The following is a 22,261-nucleotide window of genomic DNA, read 5'->3' on the forward strand; positions in this document are numbered from 1 at the left end:
AATTGCACTCAGATACTGGATATCCATTCAGGTTTTTTTGTGTCATAATTATCCGTTTCGTACTGGCTGCGTCCTGTTTTTGGCGTTGTATAGCACACTTTTTTGCTTTTTCTGAAGTGTGCTTTCATAGCAAACGGACGCAGTGAGAGGCTCAGCAAATCCGGGAAATGTTTGAATGGATAATATCGAAGTTCGGGGCGCTCGCACCCATAATCTTAAGAATATCAACCTGATTATCCCACGCGACAAACTGATTGTTGTCACCGGTCTATCGGGTTCAGGCAAGTCCTCACTGGCTTTTGATACCCTGTATGCCGAGGGGCAGCGCCGTTATGTTGAGTCTCTCTCCGCCTATGCGCGCCAATTTCTATCGCTGATGGAAAAACCGGATGTTGACCATATTGAAGGTCTCTCGCCGGCCATCTCCATTGAGCAAAAATCGACCTCCCATAACCCGCGTTCCACTGTGGGGACAATCACTGAAATCCATGATTATCTGCGTTTGCTGTTCGCCCGCGTCGGTGAACCGCGCTGCCCTGATCATGATGTCCCGCTAGCAGCCCAAACCGTCAGCCAGATGGTCGATAACGTCATCAGCCTGCCGGAAGGACGCCGCCTAATGTTACTCGCGCCGGTGGTAAAAGATCGCAAAGGCGAACATACCAAAACGCTGGAAAATCTGGCGATGCAGGGCTACATCCGGGCGCGGATCGACGGTGAGGTTTGTGATCTCTCTGATCCACCGAAATTAGAGCTGCAAAAGAAACACACCATTGAAGTGGTGGTTGATCGCTTCAAAGTGCGTGAAGATCTGGCGCAACGTCTGGCCGAGTCATTTGAAACCGCATTGGAGTTATCCGGCGGGACTGCCGTCGTGGCGGATATGGACGATCCTCACGCCGAAGAGTTGTTATTCTCCGCCAACTTTGCCTGCCCGATTTGTGGCTATAGTATGAGTGAGCTGGAGCCGCGCCTGTTCTCCTTTAACAATCCGGCGGGTGCCTGCCCGACCTGTGATGGCCTTGGCGTGCAGCAATTTTTTGATCCCGACCGTGTGCTGCAAAATCCAGAATTATCTCTGGCGGGTGGCGCTATCCGTGGCTGGGATCGTCGCAACTTCTATTACTTCCAGATGCTACGTTCACTGGCGGATCACTATAAGTTTGATATTGAAGCGCCCTTTAACTCGCTGGATGCCGCAACACAAAAAGCGGTGTTGTACGGTTCCGGCAAAGAGACCATTGAGTTCAAATACATTAACGATCGCGGTGATACCACCGTGCGTCGTCACCCCTTCGAAGGGGTGCTGCACAATATGGAACGCCGCTATAAAGAGACGGAATCCAGTGCGGTGCGCGAAGAGCTGGCGAAATTTATCAGCAATCGCTCCTGTGCCTCGTGTAGCGGCACACGTCTGCGCCGAGAAGCCCGTTATGTCTTTGTCCAAAACACCACATTGCCAGAGATTTCCGAACTGAGCATTGGCCATGCACTGACCTTCTTCCAGAATATGAAATTGAGTGGTCAGCGGGCGCAAATTGCCGAGAAGATACTGAAAGAGATTGGTGATCGGCTGAAGTTTCTGGTGAATGTCGGGCTGAATTATCTGTCATTGTCACGCTCAGCCGAAACCCTCTCCGGTGGCGAGGCACAGCGTATCCGACTCGCCAGCCAGATTGGGGCGGGGTTGGTTGGTGTGATGTATGTGCTGGATGAACCTTCTATTGGCTTACATCAGCGTGATAATGAGCGTTTGCTGGAAACATTGATTCACCTGCGCAATCTGGGTAACACCGTGATTGTGGTGGAGCACGATGAAGATGCGATCCGCGCCGCAGACCATGTGATTGATATCGGCCCCGGTGCCGGTGTGCATGGGGGTGAAGTGGTGGCAGAGGGCACGGTAGATGACATTATGGCCGCGCCAAATTCATTGACCGGCCAGTTCCTCAGCGGCAAGCGAGAAATTGCGATTCCAGCGCAACGGGTCGCGGGTGACCCGAGCAAAGTGTTAAAACTGATTGGTGCCAGCGGCAATAACCTGAAAGATGTCACACTAACACTGCCTGTCGGGCTATTTAGCTGCATTACTGGGGTTTCTGGCTCCGGTAAATCGACGCTGATCAACGATACCTTATACTCCCTTGCCCAAAGCCAGTTGAATGGCGCAACCACCAATGAACCTGCGCCCTACCGCGATATTCAGGGGTTGGAGCATTTCGATAAAGTGATCGATATCGACCAAAGCCCGATTGGCCGGACACCGCGTTCAAACCCAGCGACCTATACCGGCATCTTTACGCCAATTCGTGAACTCTTCGCGGGTGTCCCTGAGTCACGCGCCCGTGGTTATACGCCGGGCCGCTTCAGCTTTAACGTGAAGGGGGGGCGCTGCGAAGCCTGTCAGGGCGATGGGGTGATTAAAGTTGAGATGCACTTCCTGCCGGATATCTATGTGCCCTGTGACCAGTGTAAAGGTAAGCGTTATAACCGTGAAACACTGGAAGTGAAGTACAAAGGTAAGAGTATCCACGAAGTGTTGGCGATGACCATCGAAGAAGCGCGTGAGTTCTTTGATGCTGTGCCCGCGTTGGCTCGCAAGCTACAAACATTGATGGATGTCGGCCTCTCCTATATTTGTCTGGGGCAATCGGCGACCACCTTATCAGGTGGCGAAGCGCAGCGGGTTAAACTGTCGCGTGAACTGTCGAAGCGCGGCACCGGACAGACGCTCTATATTCTGGACGAACCGACCACCGGCCTGCATTTTGCTGATATTCAGCAGTTGCTGGCGGTGTTGCATCAATTGCGGGATCAGGGCAATACCATCGTGGTGATTGAGCATAATCTGGATGTCATTAAAACAGCGGATTGGATTGTCGATCTGGGGCCAGAAGGCGGCAGTGGCGGTGGCGAGATATTAGTCTCCGGCACACCAGAAACCGTCGCAGAGTGCGCTGCATCACATACGGCCCGCTTCCTGAAACCGCTGCTGCAACGTAAATAGCGCATCAAGCTGCACTCGCCTCTGGGGTAACCATCGGGTTGCTCCAGAGGCTATTTCTTGTCATTACATCACTAATTCCTGCCGCCGCTGCTCCGGCAACCCCTGCAAAACCAACTGATAAGAGCGATCAATTAACGAATAAAACTGTGAATTCGGTAATTCGCCATCCAGAAACACCGTGTTCCAGTGCGCTTTATTCAAGTGTTCACTCGGCACGATCTCCGGATGTTGCTCCCGTAAGCGCTCCGCCAATTCAGGGCTGGTTTTCAATGAAATAGAGGGGCGGCCCTTGGTCTCACCCACCATGGCAAACATCACGTCTGCGACTTTAATCTGATTAACCTGCCACGCCTCATGATCACTCTGCTCAGCTCCTGGCTTGGACATGCAGTATTCCAATAATGCGGAATTATTCATTGGGTCATCTCCTGTCATGGGCCGATACCGTCTCGCGAAAGGGCCTCATAAGTTATGTATTCCATAAAAGCATTCAATCCATCGAAACAGCGATAGGCTGAAAAGCCAGCTTGCACCTATAACTCAAGATTTACTGTGAGCGATGAATGATCATTTGGCCTATACCAGCCACATTATTAGTATATTCTTTAATCGATTTACAGCCATTCGCTGGCGGATAAATAGAGAGGAGATGAGGATAAGTCGCGGAAAGTGGGCAGAAAAAATAAAAGAAAAAGGCGCAATGAATGCGCCTTCAGACTGATGCCAAAATCAAATGAAGGGGAATCGTGCCGTTGGGGTCGTAGTGGCGTGAGCCACCGGAGCGCCCCTAGGTGCGGTAAACCCTTCACTCACTGAGCTATCAGCAATACCTCAAGGCGCAATTACTGTACGGCAGCAAAAGCCGCAGCTACGCGCTGGACATTACTGTGATTGACGCCCGCCATGCACATCCTACCGCTGGCAATCAGATACACACCAAACTCTTCACGTAGGCGATCCACTTGCTCTGCGCTAAAACCGGTATAGCTGAACATACCGCGCTGTTGCAGCAAATAGTCAAAATTACGATTAGGTAGCGATGCTTTTAAGGCTTGTACCAATGTGCTGCGCATTTCAATAATTCGCAGGCGCATCTGCTCCACTTCGGCCTGCCATTTCGCTCGCAATTCACTGTCATGCAGCACTTTCGAAACCACCTGCGCACCAAAGTTTGGCGGACTAGAGTAGTTACGGCGCACCGTGGCTTTCAGTTGCCCCAATACGCGACCCGCCGCTTCTTCACTTTCGCACACCACGGACAGACCACCGACCCGCTCGTTATACAGAGAGAAAATTTTGGAGAAGGAGTTACTCACCAGACACGGCAACTCTGCTGCCGCCATGGCACGAATGGCGTAAGCATCTTCATTCAGCCCAGCACCAAAACCTTGATACGCGATATCCAGAAACGGGATCAGATCCCGCGCTTTAGCCACTTCAATCACCTGATCCCACTGTGCATTGGTCAGATCTGAACCCGTCGGGTTATGGCAGCATGGATGCAACAATACGATGCTTCTGGCGGGTAACTGCTGCAATGTTGCCAGCATTTGATCGAATTTTACGCCCAGTTTTTCATCATCAAAATAGGGGTAAGTATTCACCGTAAACCCTGCACCACCGAAAATAGCGACATGGTTTTCCCACGTGGGATCACTGACCCAAACCTGTGAATCAGGGAAATAGTGATGAAGGAAATCAGCGCCCACTTTCAGTGCGCCAGAGCCTCCCACGGTTTGGATCGTCGCGACGCGTTGTTGAGCCAGCATCGGATGATCATGACCAAAGAGTAACTGCTGAATCGCCGTGCGGTAGGATTGCAAACCTTCCATCGGCAAATAAACCGGAGTTCCGTGCGGCTGAGCGTTCAATTGTGCTTCAGCGATGTCCACCGCCTGCATCTGCGGGATTTCACCTTGCTCGTTGTAATAAAGCCCGATACTCAAATTGACTTTATGTACTCGGTCGTCGGCTTTAAAACTTTCCATCAGTGAAAGGATGGGGTCACCTGCATAGGCGTCAACATTCTGGAACACGGCGCTGCTCTCCTTTATCAATCATCATTTTTATCAATAATAATTTTATCTATACCCTTATACCTTATTCACCCAGATATTCCATCGCGACGCGGGAGGTCAGCTTAGTGATCAATTCATAGGCGCTGATACCGGTACAAGCCGCGACTCTCTCGACGGGTAATTCAGCCCCCCAGAGCAGCACTTCATCACCCACTTTGTCGCTGGCATCCGGCCCAAGATCGACTGAAATCATATCCATCGAAACCCGGCCGACGATACCCACCTCACGGCCATTGAGCCACATCGGCGTACCTGATGGAGCGCTGCGCGGATAACCGTCGCCATAGCCAATCGCCACCACACCCAAGCGCGTATCTCGCTCACTGACCCAAGTGCCACCATAGCCTACAGGCTCGCCAGCTTTATGTTCACGTACTGCAATCAGGCTAGATTTCAATGCCATAGCAGGCAATAGATCAAAATGGCTGGCGTAAGGTTCATCCAGCGGCGAAACGCCGTACAGTATGATCCCGGGGCGAACCCAATCACGGTGCGCTTCTGGCCACAGCAAAATACCGCCGGATGCTGCAATAGATTGCTTACCGGGTTTACCGGTGGCAAAGGCATCAAAACAGGCCAGTTGCTGACGCGTGGTCTCCACTTGCGGCTCATCCGCGCGACTAAAGTGGCTCATGATATTGACTGGCTGAATAACATTAGGGCATGTGCTTAAACGCTGATAAAAAGCTTCCGCATGTTCTGGGCGGATACCTAAGCGGTGCATCCCAGTATCCAGTTTCATCCAGACATTAATCGGTGCGGGGAGATCGGCAGCTTCCAGCGCTTCCAGTTGCTCAATACTGTGAATCGCTGTCTCAATGCGGTTCGCGGCCAAAATCGGCAGATCTTCTGCAGAAAAGAAGCCTTCCAGCAGCAAAATCGGTTTGACAATCCCGCCGGAACGCAGCATCAGCGCTTCACCGATCCGCGCGACGCCGTAGCAATCGGCATCCTGCAAAGTATGTGCTATTTCTAATAACCCATGGCCATAAGCGTTTGCTTTCACAACAGCAATCAGGCGGCTTTGTGGCGCCATGCGCCGCACCTGTTGCAAGTTATGTCGCAGAGCGCGGCGGTCAATGACTGCGGTTGCCGCTTTCATTTCTTATCCTTAGTTATTGATATTTTACCCAAAGAAATTGGCGTTGCTGGTCAACAGCAAGTGGACGCATCTCAATGAATTGACTCAAGTCAGTGATTCAGATGAGTAAACGACGCTAGCCCCCTGATGCTGCAAAACTCAGGGGATATTCACTATTCGTCGTCGTATTGCGGGCCAGCATAGTTATCGAAACGCGACCATTGACCATTAAATTTCAGTCGAACAGAGCCGATCGGGCCGTTACGCTGTTTACCCAAAATAATTTGTGCGATCCCTTTCTCATCACTGTTCTCGTGATAAACCTCATCACGGTAGATAAACATGATTAAGTCCGCATCCTGCTCAATCGAGCCGGACTCACGTAAGTCGGAGTTAACGGGCCGTTTATCGGCGCGCTGCTCCAAGCTACGGTTAAGCTGCGACAGCGCCACTACTGGCACTTGCAGCTCTTTAGCTAAGGCTTTCAGGGAGCGCGAAATTTCGGCGATTTCCAAGGTGCGGTTATCCGACAGCGACGGCACCCGCATCAATTGCAGGTAGTCGATCATGATCAGGCTTAAACCGCCATGTTCGCGGAAAATTCGTCGGGCGCGGGAGCGCACTTCAGTGGGGGTCAGGCCAGAGGAGTCATCAATGTACATATTGCGCTTTTCCATCAATATCCCCATGGTGCTGGAGATACGCGCCCAATCCTCATCATCAAGCTGTCCGGTACGAATGCGGGTCTGATCGACATGTGACAGTGACGCCAACATACGCATCATGATCTGGTCGCCGGGCATCTCCAAACTGAAGATCAATACCGGTTTTTCCTGCATCATCGCGGCATTTTCGCATAAGTTCATCGCAAAGGTGGTTTTCCCCATGGATGGACGCGCCGCGACAATAATCAAATCTGACTTCTGCAACCCCGCCGTTTTTTTATCTAAATCAGTAAAACCAGTTGAAACACCGGTGACGCCATCATGGGGACGCTGATAGAGCTGTTCAATTCGCGCGACAGTGGCTTCGAGGATTTGATCGACACTTTTCGGCCCTTCATCTTTGCTGGCGCGACTTTCGGCTATCTGGAAAACTTTGGATTCAGCTAGATCCAGCAGGTCTTCACTGCTACGCCCTTGAGGGTCATAACCCGCATCGGCGATCTCATTCGCCACCGAGATCATCTCACGGACGACAGCACGTTCGCGCACGATATCCGCATAGGCACCGATATTCGCCGCACTTGGCGTGTTTTTTGACAGTTCTGCCAGATAGGCAAACCCGCCCACTGAATCTAAGTCGCCCTTTTGCTCCAGTGACTCAGACAAGGTAATCAAGTCGATCGGCTTGCTGTTTTCTAGCAAGCGCTGCATTTCAGTAAAGATTCGGCGATGCGGACGGCTGAAAAAGTCATTACTGGCGACGCGCTCTGACACGTTATCCCAGCGCTCGTTATCCAGCATCAAACCGCCCAACACGGACTGCTCCGCCTCCAGCGAATGAGGCGGGAGCTTCAGCCCTTCCATCTGGCGGTCTCGTGGCTCTGTCATCTTGTTGGTTGGTTTTTTTGCGACCATGAAGAGTGTTCTTTACCTTTATTGCGAATAGAAAATATAACGGCCTAGTATACGCGATGATATCCGAAGGGGTAATTATGAATTGCCTATCACTTATCGATCTTAGCCAGATCTTGGCTACCCACGCAGAACCCTGTAGGGTGAAAACACACCCACATCGAGGAGCTAACATGGCAAAGCATATTCAATTTACCACCACTGGCGGGCCTGAAGTGCTGCAATACCTTGATTTTACACCGACAGATCCCGCAGCAGATGAAGTTCAGGTCGAAAACAAAGCAATCGGCATTAACTATATTGATACTTATGTCCGTAGCGGGCTATATCCGCCAGCCCATTTCCCAAGCGGCTTGGGGACAGAGGCTGCTGGCGTTGTCGTGAAAGTGGGTTCCTCGGTGAGTAGCTTAAAAGTGGGGGATCGGGTGGTCTACGCTCAGTCAGCCCTTGGCGCTTACAGCGAAGTGCATAATGTCGCGGCTGAGAAAATAGCCTTGCTCCCTGAGCAGATCTCTTTCGAGCAAGCGGCGGCATCATTCCTTAAGGGGCTGACAGTCCAATATTTATTGCGTCAGACCCATGAAATCAAACCCGGCGAAATATTCTTATTCCATGCGGCGGCAGGTGGTGTCGGATTAATTGCCTGCCAATGGGCAAAAGCACTAGGTGCAAAATTGATTGGCAGTGTCGGCTCGGATGAAAAAGCGGCGTTGGCAAAAGCCGCCGGAGCTTGGGCGACGATTAACTATCGCACAGAAAATATTGCCGAGCGGGTTGCTGAACTGACTCATGGCGAAAAAGTGGGTGTCGTCTATGACTCGGTGGGGAAAAGCACTTGGCTGGACTCACTCGACAGCCTCAAGCGCCGAGGTCTGATGGTCAGCTTCGGTAATGCCTCCGGCCCGGTGACCGGTATTGACCTTGCCACGCTGAACCAAAAAGGCGCGCTGTATGTGACCCGCCCGTCGCTCAATGCGTATGTCACTAATCGGCAAGAGCTGGAAACTGCCAGCCATGAGCTATTTACACTGATAGCCAGCGGCGCGATTAATGTTGATGTGGCTAAAAACCAGCAATTCCCGCTACGAGATGCACGTCGTGCCCATGAAATATTAGAGAACCGCCAGACGACAGGATCCAGCTTGTTGATTCCTTAAATTTGCTGTTTCTTTGAATGAGTTCGCCAATATTGGATAGCAAATATCGCTATCCAATATTTAAATTAGAACTTATTAAAAAAATTATTTCTTATTATTTTCAAGCCCTAGTTAAATAAACCCTGATTGCCTCCACACCATTAACTATATATTCTCAAACGGTAACACCCAAACAATATAAATTAACTTTACTTTATGAGGATTAACCATGAGTCATTCTGAACATAATAGAGATATAAATGTATTACTAAATAACATTTACCGTGATAATAAAATAAACAATATAGAATTCCAAATGTTACGCGATTTTGCTGATGAGAAGTTTGACCTTCTATTAGAAGCTTACGGCGAAAATAATAACTTATCCGCATTTCAAAAGTCGATGGATGTTTCTGTTCAATTAATGCAACAGAGCTATTTTGATATCAAAAATAGATGTAAAGATGAAACAGAGAAGCAAATGGCCAAAGAGGCTTTTGATGCGCAAATAGCGTATATCATAGCTAACTATGAGAGATTCTTTTCTAATCTTTGATATGGGTATTAAGTCCTAGCGAGCACAGTACTTTGCTCGCTAAGTATGACATTAAAAGTAATAACCAGAGCCTCTACGACAGAGGCTCTGGTTACACTATTTTCTTTGATGCACATGTAGGGGTACAGCAGAGTATTCCACCAGAACTAACTGCCGTTTATACGGCTATTTTTACCTCTGGCAGGGATGAAAATGTGATACCAAATCGTATTGCGTAGCATCCTAACAAGCACGTTGGAGAAAAAATACGTTTTCCCTCAGATTCATCCTACTAAACTTTCAGGCTGTGATCGCTGCCGCAAGAAAGTAAAATTTTAGTAACGTCTGACGGCTGGTTTCTGCATCGAACGCCAGAGCCAGACGGCGACGATCGCCAGAATCAGCCATGGCAACAGCTTAATCATCATGACAAATAACCCGCCGACCATCATAAAAGCCGCCGCAGCCAGTAAAGCCGCAAATATCCCTAATAAGGAAATACCGGTCACCATCAACATGATGAAAAAACCGATAACAAAAAGAATTTCGAACATGGCTAGCTCCTCACTCACTGTTTATTTCCCTCGTACCGCACCATCAAATATCACGGCACAAATAGGGATTTTATCAAGGCTATTACAAGAAACGTGCCAAATTAGAGATCCAATCTAATCGATTGATTTTATTAGTGATTTAATCAACATAGCCTACCCAAAAAACAGGTAGGCATTGGTCAATTTGACTAACTTATAGTGAACTTTGCTGTGGACGAGTGACCAGCGCCAACGCCTGCTCGACGACGGAGACATCTGCACCGGGCTTATGTGCATTTTCACTGAGGTGACGACGCCACTGACGTGCACCGGGGATGCCTTGGAAAATACCCAAAATATGGCGGGTGATGTGGCCGAGATAGGCACCCCGTGACAGCTCTTGCTCGATATAGGGATAAAGCGCTTCAATGGCCTTAACGCTATCAACCACTGGGGCATTCGAGTCAAACAGCTCGCGATCCACTTGCGTCAAAATACTTGGATTTTGATAGGCCTCGCGTCCCATCATCACCCCATCAAGGTGCTTGAGATGCTCTTTGGCTTCAGCCAGCGTTTTCACCCCGCCGTTAATGGCGATGGTCAGTGCTGGGAAATCACGTTTGAGCTGATAAACCCGCTCATAATCCAGCGGCGGCACTTCGCGGTTCTCTTTCGGGCTAAGCCCAGAGAGCCAAGCTTTTCGGGCGTGGATGGTGAAAATATCACATTCCCCCTGCTCAGCGACAGTTTGCACGAATTCGCATAAAAACTCATAGCTATCCAACTGGTCAATCCCAATACGGGTTTTTACCGTGACCGGAATAGAAACCACGTCACGCATGGCTTTAATGCAATCAGCAACCAGATTGGCCTCAGCCATTAAACAGGCACCAAAACGACCATTTTGCACCCGATCAGAGGGGCAACCCACATTCAGATTTATTTCATTGTAGCCGCGAAACTCAGCCTGCTTGGCACACTGCGCTAATGCCTGCGGGTCGCTACCACCAAGTTGTAGCGCCACAGGATGATCCTGTTCGCTATAAGCCAGATAGTCGCCTTTACCATGAATAATGGCACCGGTGGTGACCATCTCGGTATAGAGCAATGTTTGTTTGGTCAACAACCGATGAAAATAGCGGCAATGGCGATCTGTCCAATCGAGCATCGGCGCGACGGAGAAACGCTGTAGGGGGTATGGCGGCTTAGTGGCCTGAGTGCTGGAAAATGTCTGAGCTTCGTGCATTTACTGTGATTTCATCTGTGATTACTGCATCTATTATCCATTGATTTGCTCACTAAGTGAACAAGGCAAAGGGATGGAACTGGCGATTATACCATAGAACCTTGTTATGGCTGCCCGTGTGATAGTGGAGCCATAAATTGATATTGAGGCTGGCGGTGACTTACTAGAATTGTGATACCCGCCTTCCTCCCACTTTTTCATCTATCGGCGATTAACAGTAAATATGGTAAAATCAGTTCAATTCGAATGCTGCGGGATGTAAATGATGAACCCTATCAATCAGGAAAAACTGCTGGCTCAGGCTGAAAGCTTGTGCCAACAACGGAACGTCCGGCTGACACCGCAACGTCTTGAAGTATTACGTTTAATGGCTCAACAGCCGGGTGCAATCAGCGCATATGATTTGTTGGATCTGCTGCGCATTTCGGAACCTCAGGCGAAGCCACCCACCGTTTATCGCGCATTGGATTTCTTACTAGAACAAGGTTTTATTCACCGTGTAGAATCAGCGAACAGCTATGTGCTGTGCCATCATTTTGAAGAGCCAACCCATACTTCAGCACTGTTTATCTGTGATCGCTGCAAGATAGTGACAGAACGTACTACTGTGGGTATCGAAGAAGCGCTAGCGCAATTAGCAAAACAGTCTGGTTTTACACTGCGCCATAGTGTGGTTGAAGCTCACGGTTTATGTGCTGAATGCGGGGTTGTTGAAGCCTGTGAAAGTCATGATCACTGCGATCACGACCACTCGATTGTGAGCAAAAAGAGGTAACTCAGTGGTGATAGCGAATAGACTGTCGCCCACAAGGCGTCAGTATTGAATGGCGTTGAGTAATAAATACCTGAATACCTAAGCCTAATATAATAAACATAGGCGCGGATATATAATTAGATTATGAAGCCTGAGTCTTCTAATATTACACATCCTTGTGCTTATGGTGGTATACATCGAATATCAATAGAGTGGCTTAATTAAAACAGAGTCACTGACTTCACTGCCATTTACATAAATAACGTGCTAACAGGAAGTTGTCAGTTTAAATTAAAGCATTCATTGGGTGAAATCAGATCCGATCAATTGATACCAACATCAGTTTACATCCCTTTAACGCTGTTACCAGCGATGCTTGCTGTGGTCTTCCCAAGCTTTGACTTCTTTTTCGGCCTGCTCTTTTTGATAGCCGTATTTCTCCTGAATTTTACCCACCAGTTGGTCACGCTTGCCTTCAATCACCTTCAGGTCATCGTCAGTCAGCTTGCCCCATTTCTCTTTCACTTTACCTTTAATCTGCTTCCAGTTACCGTCGGCTTGATCTTTATTCATAATATCTCCGTTACCTTGGGATTAGTCAGTTTAGTGAGTTCAATACGATAAATATTCGCTACGAATAAATAACAATCTAATTTATATTATTACTCAGCTTCATAATTTAAATTAGGCTTCATTGTTTTGCTTACCGTAGAAATAACTATAGCAGAGGAAGCTAATATTAGAAGTTTTGAATATATTAAACGCTGAGATCACAGCCAATATATAGAAATAAGCGCTAATAAAGCGCAGTAAAAACAGCAGGTAATAGCTTATTTGTCGGAATCATCTCAATCTAAATATATCGTCGTGTTTGAAGCGTGTTTGAAGTAGAAAAGTCATTAGTTAGGCTCACTGAGCATAAACAATAAAAAGCCGCTCCTGAGCAGGAACGGCTTATTAACTAAACATAAAACACTAAAGTCAGATCCAGTCGCCATTACGGATGACACCAACGGCCAATCCTTCAATGGTGAAGTTTTGCTCGCGCAGATCGACAACAATCGGCTGAAATTCGCTGTTTTCTGGCAGAAGCTGTACGATATTACCTTGTTTTTTCAAGCGTTTTACCGTGACTTCATCATCAATGCGTGCAACCACGACTTGCCCGTTCCGCACATCCTGCGTTTTGTGTACCGCCAGCAGGTCACCATCCAGAATACCGATATCTCTCATCGACATCCCATTGACCCGCAACAGAAAATCTGCGCTTGGTTTAAACATTGAGGGATCGACTTTATAGTGCCCTTCGATATGTTGCTGTGCCAGCAGAGGCTCACCTGCGGCAACCCGCCCAATCAGTGGCAGGCCATCTTCTTCTTCCATCAGCAAACGAATGCCACGGGAAGCGCCAGAGACAATCTCGATCACGCCTTTACGGGCCAGTGCTTTTAAATGCTCTTCAGCGGCGTTAGGAGAGCGAAACCCCAGACGCTGCGCAATTTCGGCACGGGTCGGTGGCATGCCGGTTTGCGCTAAGTGATCGCGAACCAGGTCATAAACCTCTTGCTGTCTGGTAGTAAGTGCTTTCATTCCGCCCCCTGTTTGTTTATACAGTCTTGCTGTGAGTATATACAGGTAAGCGGGTGTTGGAAACCAAAGAGTGAACAAAAACAGGGATTAATCACAGCTTATTTGTTTCCTGTTATTAACTCACCCCCCTGTGAGTCGCGATAACATTAACCCAAATGGTGCCAAAGTGCGGTTATCCAGACAAAAATGGCTAACAAAATAGCTAAAAATACAGCGGCGGACCCCATATCTTTCGCTCGTCCGGAAAGCTCATGGAACTCGCTGCCGATCCGGTCTACCACGGCTTCAATGGCACTGTTGATCACTTCAACAATGATCACTAATACGACACTGCCAATTAATAAAATACGCGTTATCGCCCCTATATCCAGCCAAAACGCCAGTATGATCGCCATAATGGCCACGGCCGCTTCTTGACGAAAAGCCGCTTCATTCTTCCATGCAGCACTTAAGCCTTTCGCAGAATAACCCGCTGCTTTATAGATTCGAGTTAGCCCTGTTGATTGGTTCGCCATGTTTTATTGCCTTTATCTTAAGTAGATGATGATTTTTACCGCTTTCTGTTGTCTCATCACCACAGATCTAAAAACCAGTTTCTGGTATCCTTGCGATGAATTGCTAACAAGAGGCTTCATGTAGTTATGTCAGGTTGGCGTAAAATATATTATAAGTTATTGAATTTACCACTTAAATTGTTGGTAAAAAGCAAGGTTATTCCGGCAGATCCTGTGACTGAGTTAGGGTTAGACCCGTCTCGTCCTATTCTGTACGTTTTGCCTTACAATTCTAAGGCTGATTTGCTGACTTTGCGAGCGCAGTGTCAGGCGCTGGATCTGCCCGACCCATTGATTCCATTGGAGATCGATGGCGTGCTACTTCCCAGCCACGTGTTTATCGATAATGGCCCAAGGGTCTTTCGCTACTACGCGCCGAAACAGGAGTCGGTAAAACTCTTCCACGATTATCTGGACCTGCACCGCAATAACCCAGCACTGGATATCCAGATGCTGCCGGTTTCTGTGATGTTTGGCCGCTCGCCAGGCCGTGAAGGTCATGGTACGCCGCATCTGCGCGTACTCAACGGCATACAAAAATTCTTTGCCGTCTTGTGGCTGGGGCGCGATAGTTTTGTGCGTTTCTCAACCACGGTTTCACTGCGCCGCATGGCCAGCGAACACGGCACGGATAAAACCATTGCCCACAAACTGGCACGGGTGGCACGGATGCACTTCTCCCGCCAACGCTTGGCGGCAGTAGGCCCAAGCCTGCCAGCCCGTCAGGATCTGTTCCAGAAACTGCTCGCCTCTAAGGCGATTGAAAAAGCCGTGGCTGATGAAGCACGGACCAAGAAAATCTCCCATGAGAAAGCACAGCAGAATGCCATTACGCTGATGGAAGAGATTGCAGCAAACTTCTCTTATGAAGCCGTGCGCCTGTCTGACCGGGTGTTGAGCTGGACGTGGAACCGCTTGTATCAGGGCATTAATGTCCATAATGCTGAGCGCGTACGGCAGTTGGCGCAAGATGGTCATGAAATCGTCTATGTGCCTTGCCATCGCAGCCATATGGATTATCTGCTGCTCTCCTACGTGCTCTATCATCAAGGGCTGGTACCGCCACATATTGCGGCTGGTATTAACCTTAACTTCTGGCCTGCTGGTCCGATTTTCCGCCGTCTAGGGGCTTTCTTTATTCGCCGCACCTTTAAGGGCAATAAACTCTACTCGACGGTGTTCCGTGAATATCTGGGCGAGCTGTTTACCCGTGGTTATTCCGTGGAATACTTTGTGGAAGGGGGCCGTTCGCGGACGGGTCGCCTGCTGGAACCAAAAACCGGCACGCTGTCGATGACCATTCAGGCCATGTTACGTGGCGGTTCGCGTCCTATCACCTTGGTGCCGATTTATATCGGCTACGAGCATGTGATGGAAGTGGGCACTTACGCCAAAGAGCTACGCGGTGCGACCAAAGAGAAAGAGAGTCTGTTGCAGATGCTGCGTGGTTTGCGCAAGCTGCGGAATCTCGGTCAGGGCTACGTTAACTTTGGTGAGCCGATCCCGTTAACCACCTATCTGAATACCAATGTGCCGCAATGGCGGGAAGCAATTGATCCGATTGAAGCACAGCGCCCAAGCTGGCTGACGCCAGCGGTGAATGATTTAGCTGGTCAGATTATGGTCAGAATCAACAATGCGGCCGCCGCCAATGCCATGAATCTCTGCTCTACAGCATTGTTAGCTTCGCGTCAGCGTTCACTGACCCGCGAGCAACTGCTTGAGCAACTCGATTGCTATCTGCAACTGATGCGCAATGTGCCTTACGCGAAAGATGTCACCGTGCCGGATAAAACACCGGAAGAGTTACTCAATCACGCCTTGAATATGAATAAGTTTGAGGTGGAGAAAGACAATATCGGTGACATTATCATTCTGCCACGGGAACAAGCCGTGCTGATGACCTACTATCGCAATAATATCCAGCACTTGCTGATGTTGCCATCGCTGATTGCCAGCATGGTGATGTACCACCGTCGCATTACCCGCGCCGAGTTGTTGCGCCAAATCAGCATAATTTATCCGATGTTGAAAGCGGAACTGTTCCTGCACTACAGCAAAGAGCAGTTACCGCAGACACTGGATACCCTGATTGATGAGCTGGCTCGCCAGCAGCTAATTTGCGATAAAGGTAACGAATTGGTGCTGAATCCAGCCCGTATTCGTCCGCTGCAATTATTGGCCGCTGGGGTGCGGGAGACACTGCAACGCTATGCGATTACACTGTCGCTGCTCAGTGCCAACCCTAGCATCAACCGTGGGGCGCTGGAGAAAGAGAGCCGCATCATGGCACAGCGTTTGTCTGTTCTGCATGGGATTAATGCACCGGAATTCTTTGATAAAGCGGTATTTTCAACGCTGGTCGGGACTCTACGTGAAGAGGGTTATATCAGTGATAGCGGTGATGCTGTTCAGGCACATACGCTGGAAGTGTATAACATGCTGAGCGCCTTGATGACACCAGAAGTGAAGCTGACGATTGAGAGTGTCAGTATGCCAGCCGAAACCAGCAATCAATTGCCGGAACCTGAAGCAGAGGATAAATCGGCAGATTGATCCTTCAGCGAAAGAATGAGAGTGGCCAGACTGATCATCTGGCCATTTTTTTACAGGTAACTCGCCAGAATGCCTAAAAACAGCACCAGCCCGACATAATTATTGTTCAGAAATGCACGGAAACAGGCATCACGCTCGCGCTTGGCAATCATCTTCTGTTGATGAACAAACAGCGCCCCCGCCAGTAAGATTGACCAGTAGAATGCCACGCCTAGATTCATCATCCAGCCGATAGCCACCATCAGCAACAGTGTCGCCAGTTGCAGCAAGCCGATGATCAGTTTGTCATGCTGACCAAATAAAATGGCGGTGGATTTAACGCCGATTTTTAGGTCGTCATCACGATCAACCATGGCATATTGCGTGTCGTAAGCCACCGTCCAGCAGATATTCGCCAGTAATAGCAGCCAGCACACCAGAGGTAAACTTTCACTGACCGCCGCAAAGCCCATCGGGATTGACCAGCCAAAGGCCGCGCCTAAGACCACCTGCGGCAGATGGGTGACCCGCTTCATAAACGGGTAGACCCAAGCCAGTGCCAATGCCGCCAGCGATAGCCCTATGGTCATGCGATTGAGGGTTAAAACCAAGCCAAACGAGAGTAACACCAAAACCACAAACAGGATTTTGCTCTCTTTTTCACTGATGATTCCGCTGGGCAGTGGACGGGAGGCGGTGCGTTTCACAAAGCCATCAATATGGCGGTCAGCATAATCATTGACGACACAACCGGCGGCACGCATGAAAAAGACCCCCAAGACAAAAACGATCAGTATTCGAGTTTCAGGGATACCTTGCCCCGCCAACCATAATGCCCACAAAGTCGGCCACAGCAGCAGTAAAGAGCCAATCGGTTTATCAATGCGCATCAAACGGCAATAGGCCAGCCATTTGCTCTGAACAATACTTCCCTTCAATTTATCCATCTCCTAAATCTCACCGCCACATCAACCGGCTGGAACCGAATAAAGCGGCGAGGCCGGTAAAAAAACTTCAGTCAGTAACAAGGGCTTGCCAGAGAGGCGCAGCAATGAGCGGCGCGCCCAAAGAGCCTCCTGACGCCCTACTTGAATATAATCTCGGGTTAAATTATCGCCGCCGAATAAGTAGCGCCCAAGGGGTAAGGTGCCGAGATCCACCAGTGCGCGGTCAGGGCCAGAGAGCGTCTCCTCGGGGATCAGGGTGCGGCCCAGTAGCCAAGGTTCATTATCACCACATAAAATGATTTCCCGCAGCCAATAGCGCTCACTTACCGGTAAATACTCAGCATCTTCACCTAACTCACTGCGTGTAATAAAGCACTCCCGTTGAGGTTCGACGTGTACCCGCTGGCAATGTTGCTCAAAACGCCGAGTCATCGACCCCAACTCCATCAGCCAGTCAGCGATGTCAGTGGGAATATTTGGCTGCTCAATGGCACACCATTGGATAGGTTTCAAAATTGATGCATCGCCGGTAAACATGCGACTCGCTCCCTGCTGGGGACAAAACAGTGACCAAATAGAGCCCCATTGTAGCGCAGAATGTGGCAGTGGCGGCATCTGATTATCATTACCACAACAAGCAATTAACTCAGATATATTCAGTGGAAAGAGAAAGACAGAATAGAAGATTGGTGCACGTCACAGAGAGAACAGGCAGATCGTAAAGACGCCGTTAATCCCTCCTTGGAGGCTCGAGCCGCGCCATCCCTGGCGCGGACGCTTTACTCTTCTGCCTATCCTCTCCGCTCGATATTGAGTGAAGCATTTAGCGGAACAAAGCGCAGTAGCCGCCTATTGGGAAATACCACAGCAAAATAAGGCGTAGCGAGCTAAGTCAGACTGAGTGCGTACAGCGCGCAGAACCCGGAGCGTACACGTAGTACGTGAGGAGTTTATTCGCTACGCTCCCCCTACGGGCCGCCCTAAAGGGCGTTCAAAATGCAGGTATTTTGTGAGCACTGCACAAGCTCAGTATGACGACGCGCAGTAGCCGCTTATAAACCCCAATAAAAAAGGTGCGCCAAAGCGCACCAACCATCCAGCCATATTCGGCAGTGCCGGGAATTAACCCTTGCCTTTTACACTACCAATAAAGGTTTTTCGGGCTGAAGTTGAGCCCAAATGTTCCGCTTCGTTCAACAATTTCAGCGCCTTATCGACATCACCGGCTTTCACCGCGTCTTTAATCGCTTGGTTGAAGTAGTTTTCAGTCTCGCCCAGCATCGGTTCCGCTGGTTTTGCTGGCGTTGGGGCCGCTACCGCTGCGGGTTGAGCTGTGCTGCCCACCACCACAGGGGCCGAAGCCGGTGCTGACTGAATCAAGCCAATCATGACATTACCCATGCCTTGCTCGGCAGTGGCTTTGATTTTCAGGTTGCCTGTGGGGGTATGTTTGGCAATAGGATCGGGAATATCGGGCACTGCGTTACCGACACCCATGGCGTAAGCCTTGGCTGGATCAAGCAGTTTGGTGGTTTTTGCCAAATCTTCACGCGTGGTGTACACCAGCAGATAAATTTGTTTCTGGCCCAGCGCTGGCGTCAGTTTCATCACCCCTTGTAGGCGATCATTGGTCATGATGCCCGCTTTTTCATAAGTGAAATAGCTGGAGGGATAGTAAGCCGCTGGGCGCATTTGCTCGTCCAGCACCAATACGCTGGGGGAGAACAGTTGGTTATCGGTCACTAAGCTGCTGAGCGTGATCTCCATCGATCCACGGTCGGCGGGCAGTGCAAAGGCCGCAACCGCCCCGTCAATGTTCCCTTGCGAGATTTGCGGGCTGGCGGTTGTCAGTTTGATATCTTGCGTCGCGGGCGGCACTAATGGCTGCCACGGCAACTGCTGTAAGGTGGCGGTACTGATCGTCGGCGCGATTGATACATTCGCCGGAGAAATAGTTGAGTCTGCGGCTGCCAGAGGTGCAGTCACCCCAAGAGCCAATGCCAGACAGAGTGTCAGCAGATTCTTTTTCATTGTTATACCCTCATACATTGAGCGTCGGCGCTAACTGTGCACAGGCAAGGTTGGCAGAGTTAACCAATTTACCCGTCATACTTCGAGCTACATGTGCGTTGGCTGCAACTCGAGGTATGACGGGTACATCGCTTTATCTTGTTAAAAACGGGAATCAAAATAGAACAGCCGCCCCAAAGGACGGCTGCGCCACGTCTGTTACCACCAAGCTTCGAATTGTGCACCGAAGGTGACTTCGTTGCTCTTACCACGGCTGTTGGTATCAATGGTGCCATCTTGCGCCACACCAGTGGTGTCGTTGTAGCCCCACTTCTCATCCCAGTTGGCATAAGTGGCGAAGACGCGGATAGCCGGACGTGACCAGATGCTGTCGCCTGCTTGCCATTGTTGCGCCAAAGTCAGTTTGTACTGGCCGTTACGCTCGCCGGTATGTTGTGACTTCACATTGTCGTAGCCCGCTTCCAGCAAGGTACTCATGATTGGGGTCCATTTGTACATTGGACGCACACCCACGCTGTACCAAGTGTTGCCGTTGTTGTTGTCCAAATCAGTATCTTGGTACAACGCGACATACATCATGTCCCACTTCTCGGCCAGATTGATGGCACCGTGGTCGATGACACGCAGCATATGACCGTTGTTATTCACCGATGTCCCTTGTGAATGGCCGCTGTTGTAGGAGGTCATAGAGTCAGTGGCATACTGAATAACAAATTTGTTAAAGCCACCCATCATGCTTTGGGTATGTTCCGTGGTCAGCATCACGCCATCTTTCGAGGCATCTTGTGCTAACGAGTAACCTTCTTGGGTATTGGCGCGACCGTAATCCACACCAAACTCCAGTGTGCCGCCGGGGTTCGTTTCTAAACCGGCTAAACGCACGTCGTACACATCGTTAATCGTGTGTTCGGCAAATTTTTGTTGATTGTTGATCCAAGCACTTGAACCCCCCGCTTCGGAGTTACGGGTTGCTGCCACAGATAATTTACCGAAGCCCAGATCAATTGACTCTAAACCTGCACCAGGACCAGAAATATCCCAGTAGTAGAAGTCAATCATATGGACATCATGACGTTGGTAGAAACGTTTACCAGCCCACATGTTGGCACCCGGCAACGATTCGATCAGATTCTTGCCCTGCACGTTGGCTTCGCGGAATGCGGGGGTAGTCGATTCCCAGTCATCGCGTTGTGAAACGGAATATGCCACGTTGGAATCGAAGTAGAAGCTCTTATCGCCCTCTTTCCACAACTCCTGACCTAATTTAAGTTCCGCATAAGTTTCACACTCGTTACCCAGACGATATTTACTTTGGGCACCTGTCGTTTTGAAACATTGTTGTTCGCCACCGCTTCCGGTCCAACCGATACCAGAACGAGCATACCCGTGGAAATCAACCGCCATGGCTTGAGTGGAAAGGACACCAGCGGCAACAGCCAGTGCTATCGGTAACTTGCGCAGAGTCGTCATCAGAAATCTCCTGTTATATTTGCCTGTCGGCATGCGTGCTTAACATTTGCCGTCATCGGGCGCTGCTATCATCAGACGCCCAGTTCTTGGTACAGCCGTTTACATGCGGTGCCATCTTCACGGAAAAGGTGGCAACGATGTGGCGGCAGACCGATGGAGAATGTTGCACCTTCTTCTACCAGCACCACGTCGTTCTGGCGGTAGACCAGGTTTTGACGTATTGCCGGGATTTGGATATGAATCTGAGTCTCGTTACCCAACTGCTCGACCACCTGAATCTCGCCTTCTAGCGTGACTTCAGAAGCATTACTTGGCAGCAGATGTTCCGGGCGGATACCCAAAGACATATTCGCGCCGACTTGAACCCGAGTGCCTTCTACCGGTAGCCACACTAACTGGCCATTAGGATTTGGCAGTTCGATCTGCACCTGATGAGGTTCAACGGCGGTCACTTTAACCGGTAAAAAATTCATTTTTGGCGAGCCGATAAAGCCCGCGACAAAGCGATTGGCTGGGTAGTGGTAGAGTTCAAGTGGCTTACCCACCTGCGCTACATTGCCCGCATCCAGCACCACAATTTTGTCGGCCAGCGTCATGGCTTCGACCTGATCATGGGTGACGTAAATCATGGTGCGTTGCAGGCGCTTGTGGAGCCGCGAGATCTCAATGCGCATCTGCACCCGCAGGGCGGCATCCAGATTGGATAGCGGTTCATCGAGCAAGAAAACATCCGGCTCAGCCACCAAGGTGCGACCAATCGCCACCCGCTGACGCTGGCCGCCTGATAGCGCCTTTGGCCGCCGGTCCAACAGGTGAGCCAGTTGCAGCACTTCTGCTACCTGATTCACCCGCTGGTTAATTTCCGCTTTCTTTGCACCCGCCAGTTTCAAACCGAACGACATGTTCTCTGCCACAGAGAGGTGGGGATAAAGCGCATAGGACTGAAACACCATGCCGATGCCGCGTTCTGAAGGCGGCACTTCGTTCATCCGTTTACCACCAATCAACAACTCACCCGAGGTAATGTCCTCAAGACCGGCAATCATCCGCAGCAGCGTTGACTTTCCACACCCGGATGGGCCAACAAACACCACAAACTCACCGTCATCGATCTCCAGATTGATATCTCGGGAAATCACAGCCTCACCAAAGGCTTTATAAACGCCGCTCAGCGTGACATTAGCCAT

General features: G+C 49.9%; 19 protein-coding genes. 5 read left to right on the plus strand and 14 right to left on the minus strand.

Features of this window, described 5'->3' with window-relative positions; translation table 11 throughout:
* The first annotated feature begins 175 nt into the window (after positions 1 to 175).
* Positions 176 to 3,007 (plus strand): excinuclease ABC subunit UvrA, encoded by a 2,832-nt coding sequence (gene uvrA / locus HRD69_RS03425; RefSeq protein WP_004876409.1) that lies wholly within the window; start codon positions 176 to 178, stop codon positions 3,005 to 3,007.
* A 63-nt stretch (positions 3,008 to 3,070) separates the two neighbouring features.
* Here uvrA and HRD69_RS03430 read toward each other — a convergent pair whose 3' ends face one another.
* The 4 genes from HRD69_RS03430 to dnaB all read right to left on the minus strand — a co-directional run bounded on the left by HRD69_RS03430 (position 3,071) and on the right by dnaB (position 7,746).
* Positions 3,071 to 3,424, minus strand: coding sequence for an MmcQ/YjbR family DNA-binding protein (locus HRD69_RS03430; RefSeq protein WP_004876407.1), 354 nt, complete (start codon positions 3,422 to 3,424; stop codon positions 3,071 to 3,073).
* A 425-nt stretch (positions 3,425 to 3,849) separates the two neighbouring features.
* The gene (locus tag HRD69_RS03435) at positions 3,850 to 5,043 is read right to left on the minus strand and encodes an amino acid aminotransferase (RefSeq protein ID WP_004876403.1); all 1,194 of its coding nucleotides are present in this window, start codon (positions 5,041 to 5,043) and stop codon (positions 3,850 to 3,852) included.
* 64 nt (positions 5,044 to 5,107) lie between these two features.
* Positions 5,108 to 6,187, minus strand: a complete 1,080-nt coding sequence (gene alr, locus HRD69_RS03440; protein WP_004876399.1) for an alanine racemase — start codon at positions 6,185 to 6,187, stop codon at positions 5,108 to 5,110.
* 152 nt (positions 6,188 to 6,339) lie between these two features.
* Positions 6,340 to 7,746: a replicative DNA helicase gene (gene dnaB / locus HRD69_RS03445; protein ID WP_004876397.1), complete on the minus strand. Its 1,407-nt coding sequence runs from the start codon at positions 7,744 to 7,746 to the stop codon at positions 6,340 to 6,342.
* Positions 7,747 to 7,916: 170 nt separating this feature from the next.
* Here dnaB and HRD69_RS03450 point away from each other — a divergent pair, with 170 nt between their 5' ends.
* Both HRD69_RS03450 and HRD69_RS03455 read left to right on the plus strand, forming a co-directional pair.
* The gene (locus HRD69_RS03450; RefSeq protein ID WP_004876394.1) at positions 7,917 to 8,900 is read left to right on the plus strand and encodes a quinone oxidoreductase; all 984 of its coding nucleotides are present in this window, start codon (positions 7,917 to 7,919) and stop codon (positions 8,898 to 8,900) included.
* A gap of 208 nt (positions 8,901 to 9,108) precedes the next feature.
* Entirely contained in the window at positions 9,109 to 9,435 is a 327-nt protein-coding gene (locus HRD69_RS03455) for a hypothetical protein (protein WP_032815127.1), read from the plus strand.
* A gap of 314 nt (positions 9,436 to 9,749) precedes the next feature.
* Here HRD69_RS03455 and pspG read toward each other — a convergent pair whose 3' ends face one another.
* Together pspG and dusA are read right to left on the minus strand one after the other, a co-directional pair.
* Positions 9,750 to 9,968, minus strand: a complete 219-nt coding sequence (pspG, locus tag HRD69_RS03460; RefSeq protein ID WP_032815126.1) for an envelope stress response protein PspG — start codon at positions 9,966 to 9,968, stop codon at positions 9,750 to 9,752.
* 193 nt (positions 9,969 to 10,161) lie between these two features.
* Positions 10,162 to 11,193 carry a tRNA dihydrouridine(20/20a) synthase DusA gene (dusA, locus tag HRD69_RS03465; protein ID WP_004876387.1) on the minus strand — a complete coding sequence of 344 codons (1,032 nt, stop codon included), beginning with the start codon at positions 11,191 to 11,193 and terminating at the stop codon, positions 10,162 to 10,164.
* Between the two features lie 265 nt (positions 11,194 to 11,458).
* Between dusA and zur the strand changes: the two genes are divergently transcribed.
* The gene (gene zur, locus HRD69_RS03470) at positions 11,459 to 11,968 is read left to right on the plus strand and encodes a zinc uptake transcriptional repressor Zur (RefSeq protein ID WP_032815125.1); all 510 of its coding nucleotides are present in this window, start codon (positions 11,459 to 11,461) and stop codon (positions 11,966 to 11,968) included.
* A gap of 342 nt (positions 11,969 to 12,310) precedes the next feature.
* Here zur and HRD69_RS03475 read toward each other — a convergent pair whose 3' ends face one another.
* From HRD69_RS03475 to HRD69_RS03485, 3 genes are all read right to left on the minus strand, one after another.
* A complete protein-coding gene (locus tag HRD69_RS03475; protein WP_004876383.1) occupies positions 12,311 to 12,520 on the minus strand; it encodes a CsbD family protein in 210 nt (69 codons plus the stop codon).
* Between the two features lie 408 nt (positions 12,521 to 12,928).
* The gene (gene lexA / locus HRD69_RS03480) at positions 12,929 to 13,537 is read right to left on the minus strand and encodes a transcriptional repressor LexA (RefSeq protein WP_004391854.1); all 609 of its coding nucleotides are present in this window, start codon (positions 13,535 to 13,537) and stop codon (positions 12,929 to 12,931) included.
* A 146-nt stretch (positions 13,538 to 13,683) separates the two neighbouring features.
* Entirely contained in the window at positions 13,684 to 14,052 is a 369-nt protein-coding gene (locus tag HRD69_RS03485; protein WP_004876378.1) for a diacylglycerol kinase, read from the minus strand.
* A gap of 126 nt (positions 14,053 to 14,178) precedes the next feature.
* Between HRD69_RS03485 and plsB the strand changes: the two genes are divergently transcribed.
* Positions 14,179 to 16,647: a glycerol-3-phosphate 1-O-acyltransferase PlsB gene (gene plsB / locus HRD69_RS03490; protein ID WP_004876376.1), complete on the plus strand. Its 2,469-nt coding sequence runs from the start codon at positions 14,179 to 14,181 to the stop codon at positions 16,645 to 16,647.
* Positions 16,648 to 16,697: 50 nt separating this feature from the next.
* Here plsB and ubiA read toward each other — a convergent pair whose 3' ends face one another.
* The 5 genes from ubiA to malK form a co-directional block, all read right to left on the minus strand.
* Positions 16,698 to 17,564 carry a 4-hydroxybenzoate octaprenyltransferase gene (ubiA, locus tag HRD69_RS03495; protein ID WP_032815132.1) on the minus strand — a complete coding sequence of 289 codons (867 nt, stop codon included), beginning with the start codon at positions 17,562 to 17,564 and terminating at the stop codon, positions 16,698 to 16,700.
* 30 nt (positions 17,565 to 17,594) lie between these two features.
* Complete coding sequence (ubiC, locus tag HRD69_RS03500; RefSeq protein ID WP_004876373.1) at positions 17,595 to 18,110, minus strand: chorismate lyase; 516 nt, start codon at positions 18,108 to 18,110, stop codon at positions 17,595 to 17,597.
* A gap of 585 nt (positions 18,111 to 18,695) precedes the next feature.
* On the minus strand, positions 18,696 to 19,604 hold the full coding sequence (malM, locus tag HRD69_RS03505) for a maltose operon protein MalM (RefSeq protein ID WP_004876372.1): 909 nt from the start codon (positions 19,602 to 19,604) through the stop codon (positions 18,696 to 18,698).
* A 198-nt stretch (positions 19,605 to 19,802) separates the two neighbouring features.
* Entirely contained in the window at positions 19,803 to 21,074 is a 1,272-nt protein-coding gene (locus tag HRD69_RS03510; protein WP_004876371.1) for a maltoporin, read from the minus strand.
* 71 nt (positions 21,075 to 21,145) lie between these two features.
* Positions 21,146 to 22,261, minus strand: coding sequence for a maltose/maltodextrin ABC transporter ATP-binding protein MalK (gene malK, locus HRD69_RS03515; RefSeq protein ID WP_004876368.1), 1,116 nt, complete (start codon positions 22,259 to 22,261; stop codon positions 21,146 to 21,148).

This window comes from Yersinia mollaretii ATCC 43969, from assembly GCF_013282725.1.
GTDB lineage: Bacteria > Pseudomonadota > Gammaproteobacteria > Enterobacterales > Enterobacteriaceae > Yersinia > Yersinia mollaretii.